Annotated in this window: 14 protein-coding genes, 2 pseudogenes and 1 riboswitch; of the genes and pseudogenes, 9 read left to right on the top strand and 7 right to left on the bottom strand. The window is 72.6% G+C overall.

Annotated features, from left to right (window positions below; translation table 11 throughout):
• Window positions 1-404 precede the first annotated feature (404 nt).
• Window positions 405-1,019: pseudogene (locus JGS22_RS18415) on the top strand (DUF4126 domain-containing protein); the annotation flags it as partial.
• Window positions 1,020-1,137: 118 nt separating this feature from the next.
• On the top strand, window positions 1,138-2,592 hold the full coding sequence (locus JGS22_RS18410; RefSeq protein ID WP_211041549.1) for a phytoene desaturase family protein: 1,455 nt from the start codon (window positions 1,138-1,140) through the stop codon (window positions 2,590-2,592).
• 648 nt (window positions 2,593-3,240) lie between these two features.
• Here the strand turns inward: JGS22_RS18410 and JGS22_RS27435 are convergent.
• The 5 genes and pseudogenes from JGS22_RS27435 to JGS22_RS18385 form a co-directional block, all read right to left on the bottom strand.
• Window positions 3,241-4,056, bottom strand: a pseudogene (locus JGS22_RS27435) (hypothetical protein); the annotation flags it as partial.
• 22 nt (window positions 4,057-4,078) lie between these two features.
• On the bottom strand, window positions 4,079-4,996 hold the full coding sequence (gene metF, locus JGS22_RS18400) for a methylenetetrahydrofolate reductase [NAD(P)H] (RefSeq protein WP_211041548.1): 918 nt from the start codon (window positions 4,994-4,996) through the stop codon (window positions 4,079-4,081).
• 178 nt (window positions 4,997-5,174) lie between these two features.
• Window positions 5,175-5,933 carry a thiamine phosphate synthase gene (gene thiE, locus JGS22_RS18395; RefSeq protein ID WP_211041547.1) on the bottom strand — a complete coding sequence of 253 codons (759 nt, stop codon included), beginning with the start codon at window positions 5,931-5,933 and terminating at the stop codon, window positions 5,175-5,177.
• Between the two features lie 140 nt (window positions 5,934-6,073).
• Window positions 6,074-6,439 carry an Rv2175c family DNA-binding protein gene (locus JGS22_RS18390; RefSeq protein ID WP_211041546.1) on the bottom strand — a complete coding sequence of 122 codons (366 nt, stop codon included), beginning with the start codon at window positions 6,437-6,439 and terminating at the stop codon, window positions 6,074-6,076.
• A 265-nt stretch (window positions 6,440-6,704) separates the two neighbouring features.
• A complete protein-coding gene (locus tag JGS22_RS18385; protein ID WP_211041554.1) occupies window positions 6,705-7,958 on the bottom strand; it encodes an NAD(P)/FAD-dependent oxidoreductase in 1,254 nt (417 codons plus the stop codon).
• A 73-nt stretch (window positions 7,959-8,031) separates the two neighbouring features.
• Window positions 8,032-8,141: riboswitch (TPP riboswitch) on the top strand.
• Between JGS22_RS18385 and thiO the strand changes: the two genes are divergently transcribed.
• From thiO to JGS22_RS18355, 6 genes are all read left to right on the top strand, one after another.
• Window positions 8,138-9,313, top strand: a complete 1,176-nt coding sequence (thiO, locus tag JGS22_RS18380; RefSeq protein WP_308405742.1) for a glycine oxidase ThiO — start codon at window positions 8,138-8,140, stop codon at window positions 9,311-9,313. (Overlaps the previous riboswitch by 4 nt.)
• Window positions 9,310-9,510 (top strand): sulfur carrier protein ThiS, encoded by a 201-nt coding sequence (gene thiS / locus JGS22_RS18375; protein ID WP_211041545.1) that lies wholly within the window; start codon window positions 9,310-9,312, stop codon window positions 9,508-9,510. Before thiO ends, thiS begins: the two co-directional genes overlap by 4 nt.
• Before the next feature lie 145 nt (window positions 9,511-9,655).
• The gene (locus tag JGS22_RS18370; protein WP_236074110.1) at window positions 9,656-10,399 is read left to right on the top strand and encodes a thiazole synthase; all 744 of its coding nucleotides are present in this window, start codon (window positions 9,656-9,658) and stop codon (window positions 10,397-10,399) included.
• A gap of 306 nt (window positions 10,400-10,705) precedes the next feature.
• Entirely contained in the window at window positions 10,706-12,718 is a 2,013-nt protein-coding gene (gene pknB, locus JGS22_RS18365) for a Stk1 family PASTA domain-containing Ser/Thr kinase (protein WP_211041543.1), read from the top strand.
• A gap of 304 nt (window positions 12,719-13,022) precedes the next feature.
• Complete coding sequence (locus tag JGS22_RS18360; RefSeq protein WP_211041542.1) at window positions 13,023-13,724, top strand: transglycosylase SLT domain-containing protein; 702 nt, start codon at window positions 13,023-13,025, stop codon at window positions 13,722-13,724.
• A gap of 44 nt (window positions 13,725-13,768) precedes the next feature.
• Window positions 13,769-14,656 carry a deoxyribonuclease IV gene (locus tag JGS22_RS18355; protein ID WP_308405741.1) on the top strand — a complete coding sequence of 296 codons (888 nt, stop codon included), beginning with the start codon at window positions 13,769-13,771 and terminating at the stop codon, window positions 14,654-14,656.
• Window positions 14,657-14,775: 119 nt separating this feature from the next.
• Here JGS22_RS18355 and JGS22_RS18350 read toward each other — a convergent pair whose 3' ends face one another.
• On the bottom strand, window positions 14,776-15,399 hold the full coding sequence (locus tag JGS22_RS18350) for a sulfite oxidase-like oxidoreductase (RefSeq protein ID WP_211039745.1): 624 nt from the start codon (window positions 15,397-15,399) through the stop codon (window positions 14,776-14,778).
• A gap of 174 nt (window positions 15,400-15,573) precedes the next feature.
• On the opposite strand from JGS22_RS18350, the gene bfr reads away from it, so the two are divergent.
• Complete coding sequence (bfr, locus tag JGS22_RS18345; protein ID WP_211039746.1) at window positions 15,574-16,056, top strand: bacterioferritin; 483 nt, start codon at window positions 15,574-15,576, stop codon at window positions 16,054-16,056.
• Window positions 16,057-16,159: 103 nt separating this feature from the next.
• Here bfr and JGS22_RS26440 read toward each other — a convergent pair whose 3' ends face one another.
• A complete protein-coding gene (locus JGS22_RS26440) occupies window positions 16,160-16,483 on the bottom strand; it encodes a (2Fe-2S)-binding protein (RefSeq protein WP_308405825.1) in 324 nt (107 codons plus the stop codon).
• Window positions 16,484-16,629: the final 146 nt, after the last annotated feature.

Genomic DNA, 16,629 nt, shown 5'->3' with positions numbered 1-16,629 from the left:
CGCGTACGCACGTGTGCGGCGCGTGGGCACGTGTGCGGCGCGTGGGCCGCGGACGTGCCCGTGCTCTGGGACGGCCCGGTGACCCGTACCCGGGCCGGTCGCCGGGCGGACACGGGTGAGCGACCGGCCCCGGCGTGTGCCGAGCCGGCCGCTCGTTCCCCTGTGATTCCCCTTCATTCCCCCGTTGCCGGTGGTCCGCCGGCCCCGGAGGTGCACGCCTCGGTCTCGGCCACCCCGTGTCGGCCGTTCCCGTGCGCCCTCCGGTGTCCCACACTCTGCCGTCCCCCGGCGCACGATCCCATCCGCGCTCGTACTCAACTCCCTTGCTGGGTACGCGCACTCAGGGCTGAGCAACTTCGCCCAGAGCTCGGCGCGGGGCTGCCGCGCCCCGATACGATCTGCTGGTGTCGGTGCTCCCCCTGATCTTCACCAGCAGCTGGGCCAGCGGTATCAACGCCTACGCCGTGGTCCTCCTGCTGGGTCTCCTCGGCGCTGCCGGCGCGGGCTCGGAGGAGGTGCCGCAGACGCTGCAGCGCCCCGATGTGCTGGTGGCCGCCGGTGTGCTGTTCGTCATCCAGGCGGTCGCTGACAAGATCCCCTACGTCGACACCTTCTGGGACGTGCTGCACACCGTGGTGCGCCCGGTGTCGGGCGGGGTGATCGCGGCGCTGCTGGCCGGCGAGGACGGTTCGCTCTCCCAGCTCGCGGCGGGAGCGATCGGCGGCGGTACCGCACTGCTCAGCCATCTGGTCAAGGCCGGTACCAGGATGGCGGTCAACACCTCGCCCGAGCCCGTCAGCAATATCGCGATGAGCTTCGTGGAGGACCTGGCCGTCGCCGCGCTGGTGGTCTTCGCTCTCTTCCACCCGGTGGCCGCGGCGGTGATCGCCGGCACGCTGCTGGCCCTCGGGATTGTGCTCGTCTGCCTGCTCGTACGCCGGATCCGCCGATTCCTGGCCCGTCGTCGGGCCCGGCGCGAGGAGCGCGCGACAGGCACCGCGCGACCGTACACGCCCCCACCCGTGGCGAGCGCACGTACCCGCACCGTGGCGACCGCCGGGCGCGCCCTCCCGCAGCAGCCCGCCTCCGCCGCCCGGGGCGGACGGGCGGACGGGGACGCGGGCTAGAGTCCGGGGCATGGCAGATGTAGTGGTCGTGGGCGCCGGCATGGGCGCGATGGCGGGGGCGGCTCGGCTGGCCGTTGCGGGACACCGGGTGCAGGTCCACGAGCGCGCCGGCCGCCACGGCGGCTCGGTCGAGCGGTACGAGCGCGACGGGTTCGGCTTCGACACCGGGCCGGGCCTGCTCCAACTGCCCGCCGTCTGGCGGGACTTGTTCGTCAAGACGGGCCGAGCACCGCTCGAGAGCTGCGTGACGGCCCACCAGGTGGACCCCGCGTCCCGGCATCTGTTCACCGACGGCACCGAGGTGACACTGCCCGCCGCCTCCCGCGCCGGCGTCATCGACGCACTCGACTCCGCGCTGGGCGCCGGCAGCGGCGAGCGCTGGACCGATCTCGTCTCCCGCGCCCGTACGGTCTGGGACACCACCCGCAGGCCGCTGCTCGAGGAGCCGCGCACCCTGCCCGGCTCGGCGCGCGGCCTCCCCGACCCGTACCCGGCCGGCCGCCGCGGCCTGCTCAGGCGGCGCACCCCGACCCTGGACGAAGTCGCGCGCGCGGAGCTGCGCGATCCGCGCCTGGTGGCGCTGCTGGGTTCGTACGCCCGCAGTTGGGGGCTCGACCCGCGGCAGACACCGGCGAGCGCGTCCGTGCTCGCGTACCTGGAGCAGACCTTCGGCAGCTGGTACGTCGTCGGCGGGATGCAGGCGCTCGCGGACGCGGTGCACGGGCGCTGCCTGGAGCGGAAGGTGGTGTTCCGCTTCAACTCCGAGGTGGTGGGCCTGACGGTGGCCGACGGACGCGCCACCGGCGTCGAACTGGCCGACGGCAGCACGGTGTCGGCGGACCACGTGGTGGACGGGACCGGTCGGCTCTCGGCCGGTACGGCGCCACACCCGGCAGGAGCGGTGGCAGCCGCAGGAGCCGCGCTCGACGCCGGGGCGGGCCGCGGGGGCGCGGCGCCGGGGCAGTCCCGTCACACCCTCCTGCTCGCACTGCGCGGCGCCCGTCCCGCCGACGCCGTACACCGGACCCATGTGCACTCCGACACCGGCGTGGTCACCGTCTCCCGGCCGGCCGACCGGACGCTGGTCCCCGACGCCGCGCACGAGGCCGTGGTGGTCGACGTCGCGGTGCCGGCCGGGAGTTCGCCCGACGACACGGCCGAGGCGGCGCTGCTGGCAGCGGCCGAGCGCGCCGTACCGGATCTGACGCGACGGCTGCTGTGGCACGAGGCGCGCACCCCGGCGGACTGCGCCGAGCGTACGGGTGTGCCCGGCGGGGCCGTGCCCGTACCGGCACTGGCCGGAGCCGACGAACGGGACCTGGCGCCCAACCTCGGGACGGTGCGCGGCAGTTGGAGGCTGGGCGGCTGGGCCCATCCGGGCGGCGGCCTGGCGCACGCGGGTATGTCCGGCACGTTGGTGGCCGGACTGCTCGTCGAGGGCGAGGACTGGCGCGGCTCGCGCTGACCGCCACCGGCCCGGCCCCATCGACGGCACCGCCCGGGTGCCGCAGGCGCCCGGTCCGGAGCCGCTTCGGGCCGACCCGGTTTCAGGCCAGCCCGGTTTCAGGCCGACCCGGTTTCAGGCCGACCCGGTTTCAGGCCGGCCCGGTTTCAGGCCGGCCCGGTTTCAGGCCGAAACCGCTTCAGGCCGAAACCGCTTCGGGTGCCCGCCCGGCCCCGGGACCCGGCGGGCCGTGCGCGGGTCCGGTTTCCCGGTGACTCAGGGGCGCTGCGGGTCGTAGTAGCCGTAGCAGCCCGGCTCCTGCGTCGGTCGCTGCGGGTCGGCCTCGCGCTGCTGGGGCACCCACACCCCGCCGGGCGGCGTCTGCTGGGCGTACGGGTCGTACGGCTCGGCCCGCCGGTCCTCGGCCCCGTACCCGCCCTGCTCGCCCTGGGCGGAGTAGGTGCCCGCCGGGTAACCGCCGCCGGGGGCCGGGTAGTTGCCGGTCAGCGGGTCGTAGAGGTCGTTGGCCCCCGGGTAGCCTCCGTAGCCGGCAGCGCTCTGGCCGCCCGTGTACGGGTCCGCGTACGGCGCGTACTGCTGCTCGTCGTAGCCGTACGCGTCGCCGTAGGGCTGGCCCGGGGCGGCGGAGTAGAGCGGGCTGCTGTATCCGGTCTGGTCCTGCGTCCCGCCGTGGACGGGAGCACCCCAGCTGTCGTCGGGGTGCGGGGTGCCGTGGACCGGGGGCCCCTGCGAACTGCCGTGATCCGGCGCCCCGTAGGGAGTGCCGTAACCGGAGCTGTCGGAGGAGCCGTAGCCGGCGGGGGAGTCGTACCCGTCGGACGAGCCGTAGGGGTCCGAGGAACCGTAGACGGGGGTGCCGTACGGCGAGGAGCCGTACGGCGAAGTGTCGTAGGACGAGGTGCCGTACGGGGAGGCGTCGTAGGACGAGGTGCCGTAGGAGCCGTAACCGCCCAGGGCGTCGTAGCCGTTGGAGTCGTGGTTGGCCGGGGAGTCGTACCCGGAGGTGGTGAAGCCGCTCGGCGCTGCGGCCGGCGGCTCCTCCCGGTCGTACACGCCGTACTGGCCGGTGTCGTCGGGCAGCGGCAACGGCTGGTAGGTCGAGGTCTCCTCCAACTGGGAGACCTCCAGCACCGGTTCGCTGTCCACGGGCGGGGGCGGCGGGTCGTCCGCCTCCGCGCCCTCGGCGCGGCGTCGGCGGCTGGAGCCCGGCCGGCCGCCCAGCGCCCAGCCGGTGGAGAAGCCTCGGCGGAAGGAGAGGGTGACGAAGAGCTGTCCGGCCCCGAATGCCGCCGTGCCCACCAGGATCACCAGCAGCTCGGACATGAGGACGCCGAGAACCACGCAGAGGAAGCCGCAGAAGGCCAACAGCCGCCAGCGCAGCCGGGCCTTGTACTGGAGCAGGACCTCCCCGAGCAGCCACAGGGCCACACAGCCGAACGCGATGTAGAGGACCGTCCAGCCCATGTACGCCCCTCCCCTGCCGAGATCAGAGCCGCTCGTGCAGCCCCAGCTTCTCGTAGATTTCCAACGTAGCCGTGGAGTGGTTGAGGGTGATGAAGTGAAGACCTGGGATGTCCTCGTCCATCAACTTCGCGCAGAGCTCCGTGGCGTACTCGATCCCCACTGAGCGTACAGCGGCCGGGTCGTCCTTGACCGCGAGGATGCGATCAGCCAGCTCGGGCGGGAACGTGGCGTTGCTCAGCTGGGCGAAACGCTCGATCTGCCGCACGTTCGTGACCGGCATGATCTCCGGAATGATGGGCGTCTGACAACCGGCGGCGGCGACTCTGTCCCGAAGGCGCAGATAGTCGTCGGCCGAGAAGAACATCTGGGTGATCGCGTAGTCGGCGCCCGCGCGGCACTTGTCGACGAAGTGCCGGATGTCGCTGTCCCAGTCGGTCGAGCGGGGGTGCATCTCCGGGTAGGCGGCGACTCCGACGCAGAAGTCCCCGGCCTCCTTGATCATCTCGACCAGCTCGGCGGCGTAGGTGACGCCCTCGGGGTGCGCGATCCACTCCCCCATCGGGTCGCCGGGCGGATCGCCGCGCAGCGCCAGCATGTTGCGGATCCCGGCGTCGGCGTACTGGCCGATGACGTTGCGCAGCTCCGCCTTGGAGTGGTTCACGGCGGTGAGGTGGGCGACCGGGGTGAGGGTCGTGTCGGTGGCAATGCGCTCCGTCGCCCGTACGGTGCCCTCGCGCGAGGACCCGCCGGCGCCGTACGTCACCGAGACGAAGGTGGGGCGGACCGCCTCGATGCGGCGGATCGCGTTCCACAGGGTCCGCTCGCCCTTCTCCGTACGAGGCGCCATGAACTCGAAGGAGAAGGACTTCTTCCCGGAGTTCAGCAGCTCGCGGATGGTGCGCGCGCGGTCCGTGCGGGTGGACGCGATTCCAAGGGCCATGTGCGGAAGGCTAACGCTCGGGCAGGTCACGGCAGTAGCCAGGTCCAGGACATGGACACGTACCTGCCACGGTTTTCGGCCCCTTCTCGGAAGGCACGGCAGCGACCTCGCGGGCCGGCGGGGTCCGCCCTCGGCGGGTACGCGCGGCTCCGGCGCCCCGCCGGCCGCGAGAGCGGGGTCAGGCCTCCGCGAGCCGTGCGCGCAACCGCCCGGCCGCCGCCCCGGGGTCGGCCGCCTCCGTCAGGGCACGCACCACGACCACTCGCCGGGCGCCCGCTTCCCACACCTCTTCGAGACGCGCCTCGTCGACACCTCCGATGGCGAAGAACGGACGGTCGCTGCCGAGCTCCCGCGCTCTGCCCGCCGCGTGACGCACCAGGTCGAGCCCCGGCGCCGGGCGGCCGGGCTTGGTGGGGGTGGGCCAGCACGGGCCGGTGCAGAAGTAGTCGACGCCGGGGTCGGTGAATGCTGCCTCCACTTCCGCCCGCGCATGGGTGGAACGTCCGATCAGCACGTCCTCGGGTGTCGGTCCGAGAATCGCGCGGGCAGCGGGCACGGGCAGATCGCCCTGCCCGAGGTGGAGCACGTCCGCACCGGCGGCATGCGCCACGTCGGCACGGTCGTTGACCGCGAGCAGTGCGCCGTGGCGGCGTGCGGCCTCGGCGAAGACCACGAGGTGCTCCAGCTCCTCGGCCGCCTCCATCCCCTTGTCCCGCAGCTGGACGATGTCCACTCCGTTCGCGAGGACCTCGTCCAGGAACTCGGGGAGGTCGCCGCGCTCCCGGCGGGCGTCGCTGCACAGATAGAGGCGCGCGCCCGCGAGACGCTCCCGGGCGGTGGGCGCCGTACGCGCGCTCGGCACCGAACCCGGCGGCGGAATCGGCGTGGACCTCCCGCTCGCCTCGGCTGCGGGCGCGCTCGACTCGGGCGCGGACATGGGGCCTCCCCTGCGGGGCGTACGGACCGCGCACCTGCGCGGCCCGTACGCCGGGAACGGATGTGGAACCGACCGGGACGCCCGGTCGTACGGCGCTGCGGCCGGGAGCGCTCACGCGCGCGGACCCGGCCGGACGCCGGTCAGACGGCGAGGGCCTGGGCTCGGCGCTTCACCTCGGTGCCGCGGTTCTCGCGCAGGGCGTCGGCGGGCGTGCCGGGGAGGGTGTCGTCGGCGGTGAACAGCCACTCCAGCATCTCCTCGTCGCTGAAGCCGTCGTCCCGCAGCAGGGTCAGGGTGCCGGCCAGGCCCTTCACGATGCGGCCTTCGCCGAAGAACGTCTCGGGCACCATCAGCACCCTGTTCTCGCCGCGGCGAACGGCCAGCAACTGGCCCTCGTTGATCAGCTGTCGCACCCGGGTCACCTGGACCTCGAGCAGCTCGGCGATCTCGGGCACGTTGAGCCAGGCCGGAACGAGGGCATCTGTTTTCACGTCAATCTCGGTCACGCTCCAAGACTGCCATCAGCCACGGACATTCACACGCCCCCGGTCCCCGATACGGCCCGCAGCGGCTTCCCGGCGGGCACCGGGCCGGTGCGTACGGCACCGCCACCGCGGTCCGGCGCACACCGCACCGCCCACCGATCCGGCCCGGTCCCTGCGCACACGGCACGGTCCGACACACGGCACGGTCCGACACACGGCGCGGTCCGGCGCACGGCACGGCCCCTTGAACCCAAGCGGCACGCACGGGCCCCGGGCCACGGGGCGGCTACGCACCCGGCGGGGCCACGGCGGCCTTCTTCAGCGGGACCGCGGGATCGGCGGCCAGTTCGCGATCGAGCCCGGCTCCCCGCTCGACGAGCTTGCGTCCCTGAGCCAGGTCGCGCGGTCTGCCGACGGCGAGCAGGGCATTGAGCCGCCCCTCGCGCAGCCAGCACACGGACCAGGAATGCCCGCCCGGCTCCCCGCGCCACAGCAGCTCGTCGCCGTCGCGGTGATGGCCCACGTACTGCACGAAGCGGCCGAACTGCTCGGACCAGAAGTAGGGCACCGGGTCGTAGACCGTGCCGCCGAGCGGCACCGCCTGTCCGCCGTCGCCGCCGGCGATCCCGGCCGCGACGGCCCTCGGGCCCTGGAGCGCGTTGTCCCAGTGGTGGATCAGCAGGCGCTCCCCGTAACGGGCGGAGGGGAACGACGCGCAGTCGCCCACCGCGTACACCCCGGGCACGGAGGTGCGCAGCTGCTGGTCGACGCGTACCGAGCCGTCCGATGCGAGGTCCACGCCGCAACCGCGCAGCCAGTCCGTCGCGGGGCGGGCGCCGATGCCGACGACCACCGCGCTCGCCGGCAGCACGGTGCCGTCCGCGAGCTCGACCTTGGCGGCCGGGTCCTCGTGCACGGCGCGCACCGCCACCCCGGTGCGCAACTCGGCGCCGGCTTCGGCGTACCAGGCGGCCATCGGGGCCGCGACCTCGGCGGGCATCGTGCCGGCCAGCGGTCGGTCGGCGGCCTCCACCACTGTCACCGGGCAGCCCGCCTCGCGTGCGGCCGTGGTGAACTCCGCACCGATCCAGCCGGCGCCGACCACCACCACCGGTTCGCCGGACTCCAACACCGGGCGCAGCCGGCGGGCGTCGTCCAGAGTGCGCAGCAGGCCGACGCCGGGAACGTCGGTGCTGCCGGGCAGTGTCAGCGGCTCGGCACCGGTGGCGAGCACGAGGCGGTCGTAGCGGAGCTCACCGGCGTCCGTCAGAACGGCGCGGTCCCGCACTCGCAGGCCGGTGACGGTGACGCCCAGCCGCAGCTCGATGCCGAGCGCGTCGAAGTCCACGTCGAACTCGGCGTTCTCCGCCCGTCCCGTCAGCACCGCCTTGGACAACGGCGGGCGGTCGTACGGCACATGGGGCTCGGCACCGATCACGGTGATCGCGCCCAGCCACTTCTGCTCGCGCAGGGCGACACCGGTCTGCACACCGGCCAGACCCGCGCCGACGATCACTGTGTGCGCGCTCGCGCTGTCCATGCTCAATGAGGTCACCGGAGCACTCTAGGACTCCGCCTCCCGCCGTCGGGAGCCTCGGCAGTACGCTGGGTCGCAACTGCATCGCGGGAGCCCGGCGCACCGGGCTGAGAGGGAGGTCGCGGCCTCCGACCGTAGGAACCTGATCCGGGTCATTCCGGCGAAGGGAGAGGCTGGAGCTCGTGCGTGTCTGCATTGTCGGCGGCGGTGTCATCGGTCTGGTGACGGCCTGGCGCACCGCACAGCGCGGCGCCGAGGTCACCGTGGTGGACCCCTTCCCGGGCGGCGGCGCCGCACAGGTCGCGGCGGGCATGCTGGCCGCCGTCACCGAACTCCACTACGGCGAGGAGCAGTTGCTCGCCCTCAACCTCGCCTCCGCACGCCGCTACCCCGACTTCGCCGCCGAGCTCGCCGAGGCCAGCGGGCAGCAGCTGGGCTACCGCGCCTGCGGCACGCTCGCCGTCGCGCTCGATTCCGACGACCGCGCCCATCTGCGCGAACTGCACGCCCTCCAGCAACGCTGCGGACTGAGCGCGCAGTGGCTGAGCGGCCGGGAGTGCCGGCGGCTGGAGCCGCTGCTGGCGCCCGGTGTGCGCGGCGGGCTGCGGGTGGACGGCGACCACCAGATCGACCCGCGGCTGCTCTCCCGGGCGCTGCTCACGGCCTGTGAACGCGCCGGGGTCGTCACCCTGCGCGCACGCGCGGCCCGGCTGCGGACCGGCAGCGGGGGCGTCGCGGGCGTGACCCTGGCCGACGGGAGCGAACTCGCCGCGGACGCCGTGGTGCTGGCCGCCGGCAGCGAGAGCGGGCAGCTGGCGGGGGTGCCTGCCGAGTGCGTGCCTCCGGTGCGGCCGGTCAAAGGGCAGGTGCTGCGGCTGCGGATGCCCGACCCGGCGGGCCGGCGGCCCTTCCTGTCGCGCACCGTGCGGGCGGTCGTGCGCGGCGGGCCGCTGTACCTGGTGCCGCGCGAGAGCGGCGAACTGGTCGTCGGCGCAACCAGCGAGGAGCGCGGCTGGGACACCACCGTCACGGCCGGCGGAGTGTACGAACTGCTGCGGGACGCCCACGAGTTGCTGCCCGGCATCACCGAGCTGGAGCTGGTCGAGACCCGGGCCGGACTGCGCCCCTGCTCACCGGACAACGCCCCGGTTCTCGGCCCGACCCCGCTGCCCGGGCTCCATCTCGCCACCGGGCACCACCGCAACGGCGTACTGCTCACCCCGGTCACCGGCGACGCACTGGCGGCCTCGCTCACCGACGGGCAACTGCCGCCCGAGGCCGCCGCGTTCGGCGCCGGCCGCTTCACCGCCGAGGTGACCACCACCGACATCGAGCAGTCACGGGAGCGACAGCCATGAGAATCAGGGTCAACGGTCGGGAACGGAGCGAGAGCGCAGGGCTGACCCTCGCGCAGGTCGTCGCGGGCGTCACCGACGCCGTCGGCGGAGTCGCGGCTGCCGTCAACGAGAACGTGGTGCCGCGCAGCCGCTGGGACACCACGACGCTGGGCGACGGGGACCGCGTGGAAATTCTGACCGCCGTACAGGGAGGGTGACGACGTGCCCGAGCACCGCACCACCGCCGACTCGACCACCGCCGGCACCACCGACACAGCCACTGCCGCCGGCACAGCCACCACCGCGCAGCCCGGTGCCGAACCGCTGACGATCGGCGGCAGCACCTTCGGCTCGCGGCTGATCATGGGCACGGGCGGAGCGCCCAGTCTGGAGATCCTGCGCTCGGCGCTGCTGGCCTCCGGCACCGAGCTGACCACCGTGGCGATGCGCCGACTGGACCCCGGTACGCAGGGCTCGGTGCTCAGCGTGCTGGAGCGGCTGGGCATCCGCGTGCTTCCCAACACCGCCGGCTGCTACACCGCGGGCGAGGCCGTGCTCACCGCGCAGCTCGCCCGCGAGGCGCTCGGCACAGACCTGGTGAAGCTGGAGGTCATCGCCGACGAGCGCACCCTGCTGCCGGACCCGGTGGAGACTCTGGACGCGGCCGAGACGCTGGTGGACGACGGGTTCACTGTGCTGCCGTACACCAGCGACGATCCGGTGCTCGCCCGAAAGCTGGAGGACGTCGGCTGCGCCGCCGTCATGCCGCTCGGCTCGCCCATCGGCTCGGGCCTGGGCATCCGCAACCCGCACAACTTCCAGCTGATCACCGAGCGCGCCGGGGTACCGGTCATCCTGGACGCGGGAGCGGGCACCGCCTCCGACGTGGCACTCGCGATGGAGCTGGGCTGCGACGCGGTGATGCTCGCCTCCGCCGTGACCCGCGCCCAGCACCCGGCGCTGATGGCCACCGCCATGCGGCACGCGGTACAGGCCGGGCGGTGCGCGTGGCAGGCCGGCCGCATCCCGCGCCGCCATTTCGCCGAGGCCTCCTCGCCCGTCGGGGGCGTCGCCGATCTCGATCCGGAACGCCCCGCCTTCCGCTGACCCACCGCCGGCCTGCCCCGACGCCGGGCACGCACGGCGGAGAGCGGGTCGCGGCCCCGGTGCGCACGGCCGGTCGAGGCCGGCGAGCACCGGAGCCGGGCGTCCGGGGCCGGGCGCGCTCGTCCGGGCGCGGGGCGGACACCGGCCCAGCGCGCGTGCGTCGCTTCGCGCCCGGCCCGCGCGCCTGCCCGCGCCGAGCGCCCGGCCACGTCGGGGCTGCGGCTCTGTCACCGTTCCGCTGCAGACGGCGCAGCCCGCGGACCTCGCCGCAGGTGACGGGGTCGGCCGCTCGTACACTCGTCTCTCGTGGATGCGCCCCTCAAAGACCCCCTGGTCGGTCAGACGCTTGACGGTCGGTACCGCGTGCTCGCGCGCGTGGCCGTCGGTGGCATGGCCACGGTCTACCGCGCGATGGACACCCGGCTCGACCGAGTCGTCGCGCTCAAGGTGATGCACCTCTCGCTCGCCGGCGACCCGACCTTCGTCGAGCGGTTCATCCGGGAGGCCAAATCCGCCGCCCGGCTCGCGCACCCCAACATCGTCGCCGTGTACGACCAGGGCACCGACGGCACCTACGTCTACCTGGCGATGGAGTACATCCAGGGCTGCACCCTGCGGGATCTCCTCATCCAGCGCGGGGCGCTCCAGCCCCGAGCGGTGCTGGACGTGCTGGAGCCGGTCCTCGCCGCGCTCGGTGCCGCCCACCGCGCCGGACTGATCCACCGCGACGTCAAGCCCGAGAACGTGCTGATCGGCGACGACGGCAGGGTCAAGGTCGCCGACTTCGGCCTCGTACGGGCCGTCGACTCCCAGACCTCGACCTCCACCACCTCGGTGATGGGCACCGTCTCCTATCTCGCCCCCGAGCAGATCGAGCACGGCGCCGCGGGCACCACGTCCGACGTGTACGCCTGTGGGGTGATGCTCTTCGAGGCGCTCACCGGTTCCAAGCCGCACGGCGGCGGCACCCCGGCACAGGTCCTCTACCAGCACCTTCACCGAGGCGTCCCGGCCCCCTCCAGCAGGGTGTCGACGCTGCCGGAGGCGCTGGACGCCCTGGTGCTGCGCGCCACCGACCGCGAGCCGACCGCCCGCCCCGCCGACGCGGTGGAGCTGCTCCACGAGGTCCGGGAGGCCAGGGCCGCGCTCAGCGACAGCGAGCTGGACACCGAACCTGCGACGGCGCTCCCCGGCGAAGCCGCCTCCCACGACGACAGCGAGGCGACCGACCGGCACCGGCAGGACCACGACACAGCGGTCCTCTCCCGCCGTCTCCCCGCGGACCGCGGCACCCCCGCGACAGGAACGGGGACGGGTGCCGGGAGCGGTGCGGGCCGGGACCCGGAGCACACCAGCTTCCTGCCGCCGCTGCCCTCGATGGCACCCACCGCCGAACCCGAGCCGCGGGACCAGGGACCCGGCGGTCCCTGGTCCCGCATCGGCCGCTCCCGACGGGCGCTGGCCGCGATCGTGGGCGCTGTGGTGCTCGTACTCGTGCTCGGCGCCGGGGTCTGGTACATCAACTCCGGCCAGTTCACCCAGACCCCGAGCGTGCTCCGGCTCACCCAGTCCCAGGCCGAGCAGAAGCTCGACGAGGCCGGGCTGCGGGTGAAGGTCAGTCGCGCCCACCACGCCACCGTCGACCGCGGGCGGGTGGTCGCGACCGATCCGACTCCGGGCTCGCGCATCAGGGGCAACGGGACGGTGACCATCACGGTCTCCCGCGGTCCCGAGGTGGTGAAGGTCCCGCAGCTCAAGGGCGTGCCGCTGGCGGAGGCGCGCAAGAGACTCAAGAGCGCGGACCTGGCGGCGGCCACCGTCACCAGGGAGTTCAGCGACACGGTCAAGCGCGGCGCGGTCCTCTCCACCGACCCGAAGGCCGGCAGCGAGCGGCGGCCCGGCTCCGCCGTCTCCCTGGTGGTCTCCAAGGGCGAGCAGCTCGACGTCCCCTCGGTGACGGGCCTGACCGAGGAGGAGGCCCGCGAGGAGTTGACCGAGGTCGGCTTCGAGGTGAAGGTCGCCTCCGCCCGCGTGCACTCCGAGGAGGACAGCGGCACCGTCGCCCGCCAGTCCCCGGACGAGGGCGCCACGGGCGCCTCCGGCGACACCGTGACCCTCACGCTCTCCAAGGGCCCCGAGATGGTCGAGGTGCCGGACGTGGTGGGCATGGACGAGGACGAGGCCGTACAGGAGCTCGAGGACGCGGGCTTCAAGGTCACCGTCCGGCGCTTCTTCTTCACCGGCAAGGTCTTCAACCAGTCCGTGGACGCGGGCGAGGAAGCCGCGAAGGGCTCGAAGGTCACCGTCTACATCCGCTGACCCACCCCTGACACCGGGTGCAGATGCAACTTCACCGCGTAGCACAAACCCTGCGCCGTTGTGATCCCCGGCATAGGACCCAGGTCACTTACGACCTGCGTTAGTTGCCGCTGACCAGGCACCAGAGCGGGCGCGAGCGGATAAAACCGGACACCTCCCACGAAGAGCGGTAGTACGTCACATCATTGCCAGGCCAATTTCCGGGCGCTAACAATTCAGGTCGTCGCAACGCGCCGTGGATCGAAACGGCGTCCATCGCCGTAACGGCCCAGCGACCCCCGCTACCCGGAAGGTCCCCCCCGCCATGCCCGAGATAAAGATTCCGAGCCAGCGCCGTGGCATCTCCAAGACCCAGAAGTTCACCGCGGCCGGTGTCGCCGCAGCCGCGGGTGTCGCCGGTCTCGCTCTGAGCCTTACCCCGGACAGCACCGAGAACACGACCCAGGCGAAGCCGGTCAACCACAGCGCGGGCATCTCTCTGACCCCCACCGGTTTCCCCGACCAGCAGGACAGCATCAAGAACCAGCTCGCCAACGCCGAGAGGCGCGCCGTGGTCCAGAAGGACGAGCAGTCCAAGGCCGCCAAGGCCCTCGCGGCGAAGAACGACGCAGCCGAGTCCCGGTCCGGGAAGGCCGCCAGCCGCTCCACCGAGCGCACGGCGCCCGAGGCCGCCCCGAAGCAGTACACCGACAACCTGGACGGATGGATCCGCGAGGCCATGGACATCATGGCCGCCAACGGCATCCCCGGTACCTACGAGGGCATCCACCGCAACGTCATGCGGGAGTCCAGCGGCGACCCCAGCGCGATCAACAACTGGGACGTGAACGCCGTCAACGGAGCCCCCTCCATCGGCCTGCTCCAGGTGATCAAGCCGACCTTCGACCACTACCACGTCGAGGGCACCGAGAAGGACCAGTACGACCCTGTCGCCAACATCGTCGCCGCCTGCAACTACGCGGCCGACAAGTACGGCAGCATGGACAACGTCGACAGCGCCTACTGAGCCCGCCCCACGGGCCCCGGCACGCCAGTGGCACCCTGGGTGCGGTGAGCAACCCCTCCCCCGCCACCACCCCCGTGCCGCGCAATCCGATCGGCGGTCATGTCCCCGTAGCCGGGGGCCTGGCCGCCGTCGGCCTTTCCCACGCCCGCGACCTGGCGGCGGAGGCCGTTCAGGTCTTCGTGGCCAATCCGCGGGGCTGGGCGACACCGCCCGGCGACCCGCGGCAGGACGAGCAGTTCCTGGCCGGCTGCGCGGCCGAATCACTGCCTGTGTACGTGCACGCGCCGTATCTGATCAACTTCGGCTCCTCCAACGCCGAGACGGCCGAGCGGTCCGTGCGTTCCATGCGCCACTCGCTGCGCAGGGGCCGGGCCGTCGGCGCCCATGGCGTCGTCGTGCACACCGGCTCGGCGACCGGCGGACGGTCCCGGGAGGTCGCCCTCGCGCAGGTGAGGGAGCTGGTGCTGCCGCTCCTGGAGGAGCTCACCGACCCGGCCGACCCCTGGCTGCTGCTGGAACCGACCGCGGGACAGGGCGCCTCCCTGTGCTCCACGGCGGAGGATCTGGCCCCCTACTTCGACGCACTCGACCGCCACCCGATGCTCGGCGTCTGCCTGGACACCTGCCACGCATTCGCCGCGGGCCACGACATGGCGGCGCCCGGCGGCACCAAGAAGATGCTGGACGAGATGGTCGCCGCCACCGGCCCCGGCCGGCTGAAGCTCATCCACGCCAACGACTCCAAGGACGTCGCCGGCGCCCGCAAGGACCGTCACGCGAACATCGGCGCCGGCCACATCGGCACCGAGCCGTTCGCGGAGCTCTTCCGGCACCCCGAGACCGCCGGTGCACCGCTGGTCATCGAGACGCCCGGCGGCCCCGACGGCCACCGCGCCGACATTCGCCTGCTGAAGTCCCTGCGCGACGGCTGACCCACTGCACCACAGCCGGCACCTGCGCGACGTGCGGGTGCCGGCTGCGTCGCACACGTACGGCACGCACGCACCTTCCGTGTGCGGCCGTCGCACAGTGTGCGGCCGTCGCGCGCGACTCAGAGCTCCGGTCCGTCGCCCGGCTGCTCCTGGTAGGAGTAACGCTGCTCGCGCCACGGATCACCGAGATTGTGATAGCCGCGTTCCTCCCAGAAACCGCGCCGGTCGGCGGTCATGTACTCCACTCCCCGCACCCACTTCGGCCCTTTCCAGGCGTAGAGGTGCGGAACCACCAGACGCACCGGAAATCCGTGTTCGGCGGTGAGGAGTTCACCCGCCCGGTGTGTCGCGAACAGCGTTCGGCTGTCGGTGAAGTCGGCCAGCCGGAGATTGGAACTGAATCCGTACTCCGCCCAGACCATGACGTGCGAGACCTCGTCGGCGGGCGGGGCGAGTTCGAGAATGGTGCGCGCCGGTACGCCGCCCCATTCCACGTCGCGCATGCTGAACTTGCTGACGCAGTGGAGATCTCCCACCACCGTCTCGTACGGGAGCGCGGAGAAATCCTCGTGCGTCCAGCAGTGTTTGCCGCCGTCCGCGGTGGCGCCGAAAACCCTGAACTCCCAGCGCTCGACGCGGAACTTGGGCACCGGCCCGTAGTGGGTGACCGGCCAGCCGCGCTGCTGCCGCTGACCTGGCGGGAGCGGAGAACGCTCCGTTTCCTCGCTGTCCGGCTGGCCCATGAATCCATGGTGACAGACCAGGGGGGATGCTCCGTCCCACCGCGCTGTCGCGTCCCAACAGCCCGAAAATCGGGGCAATTTCGGTAAGCCTGTACTTACTGGACGTGATCGCCGTCGCGGTGCAAGGATGCCCGGCACACCCGACCGAACCTCTTCCGGAAGGAGCCCGGTGCCATGCAGGGCGACCCCGAGGTCATCGAATTCCTCAACGAGCAGCTGACCGCCGAGCTCACCGCCATCAACCAGTACTTCCTGCACGCGAAAATGCAGGAGAACTTCGGTTGGCCCAAGCTGGCGAAGTACACCAGGGCCGAGTCGTTCGACGAGATGAAGCACGCGGAGATCCTGACCGACCGCATTCTCTTCCTCGAAGGACTGCCCAACTACCAGCGCCTGTTCCACGTGCGCGTGGGGCAGACGGTCACCGAGATGTTCAACGCGGACCGGCAGATCGAAGTGGAGGCCATCGACCGCCTCCGGCGCGGTATCGAGGTCATGCGCAACAAGGGCGACGTCACCTCGGCGAACATCTTCGAGGACATCCTCGCCGACGAGGAGCACCACATCGACTACCTGGACACCCAGCTGGAACTCATCGAGAAGCTCGGCGAGCCGCTGTACATCGCGCAGTTGATCGAGCAGCCGAGCGAGGCCTGACCCGGCCGGCGGCCCCACGGGGCAAAGGCGCGGTTGCCGAGCCACGGCGCCCGGGCAGCGGCCCATCAGCGGACTCCGTGCGCCGGGGGCGGACACCGCGCGATCAGGCAGCCGTCTCCGTCGTCGCCAGCTCGGCGAAGACACCGGGGCGGACTGGCGACCCCGGCCGGGCGGCAGGGGGCGCGGGCCGGACGTCGCCCGCGCTCTCGGCCGACTCCGAACTGGCCAGCAGCGCTGCGGCCTCGCGGCTGACGCTGCGGTCGCCGTACGCGCCGCGGCCGAGCAGCCCCTGGATGCGGCGCACACACGACCCGCAGTCGGTGCCCGCCTTGCAGGCGGAAGCGATCTGGCGGGGAGTGCAGGCACCGGCGTCCGCGTGCTCACGCACCTGCTGCTCGGTCACTCCGAAGCACGAGCAGACGTACACGCGGCTCACCTCCTGCGGGCTGGGTTCCCGGACCGCAGAAGGGCCGCGGGGAACTAAGGTTAAGCTCACCTTACCCCCGCCCGAGGGGCGGCAAAAGCAGCTGGGGCACGGATCTCTGTGATCCGTGCCCCAGATCGTTTCGTGCG

Origin of the sequence: Streptomyces tardus (genome assembly GCF_018101125.2) — a bacterium.
In the GTDB taxonomy this organism is placed as follows: Bacteria; Actinomycetota; Actinomycetes; order Streptomycetales; family Streptomycetaceae; genus Streptomyces; species Streptomyces tardus.
This window is presented reverse-complemented; position numbering and strand designations above follow the sequence as displayed.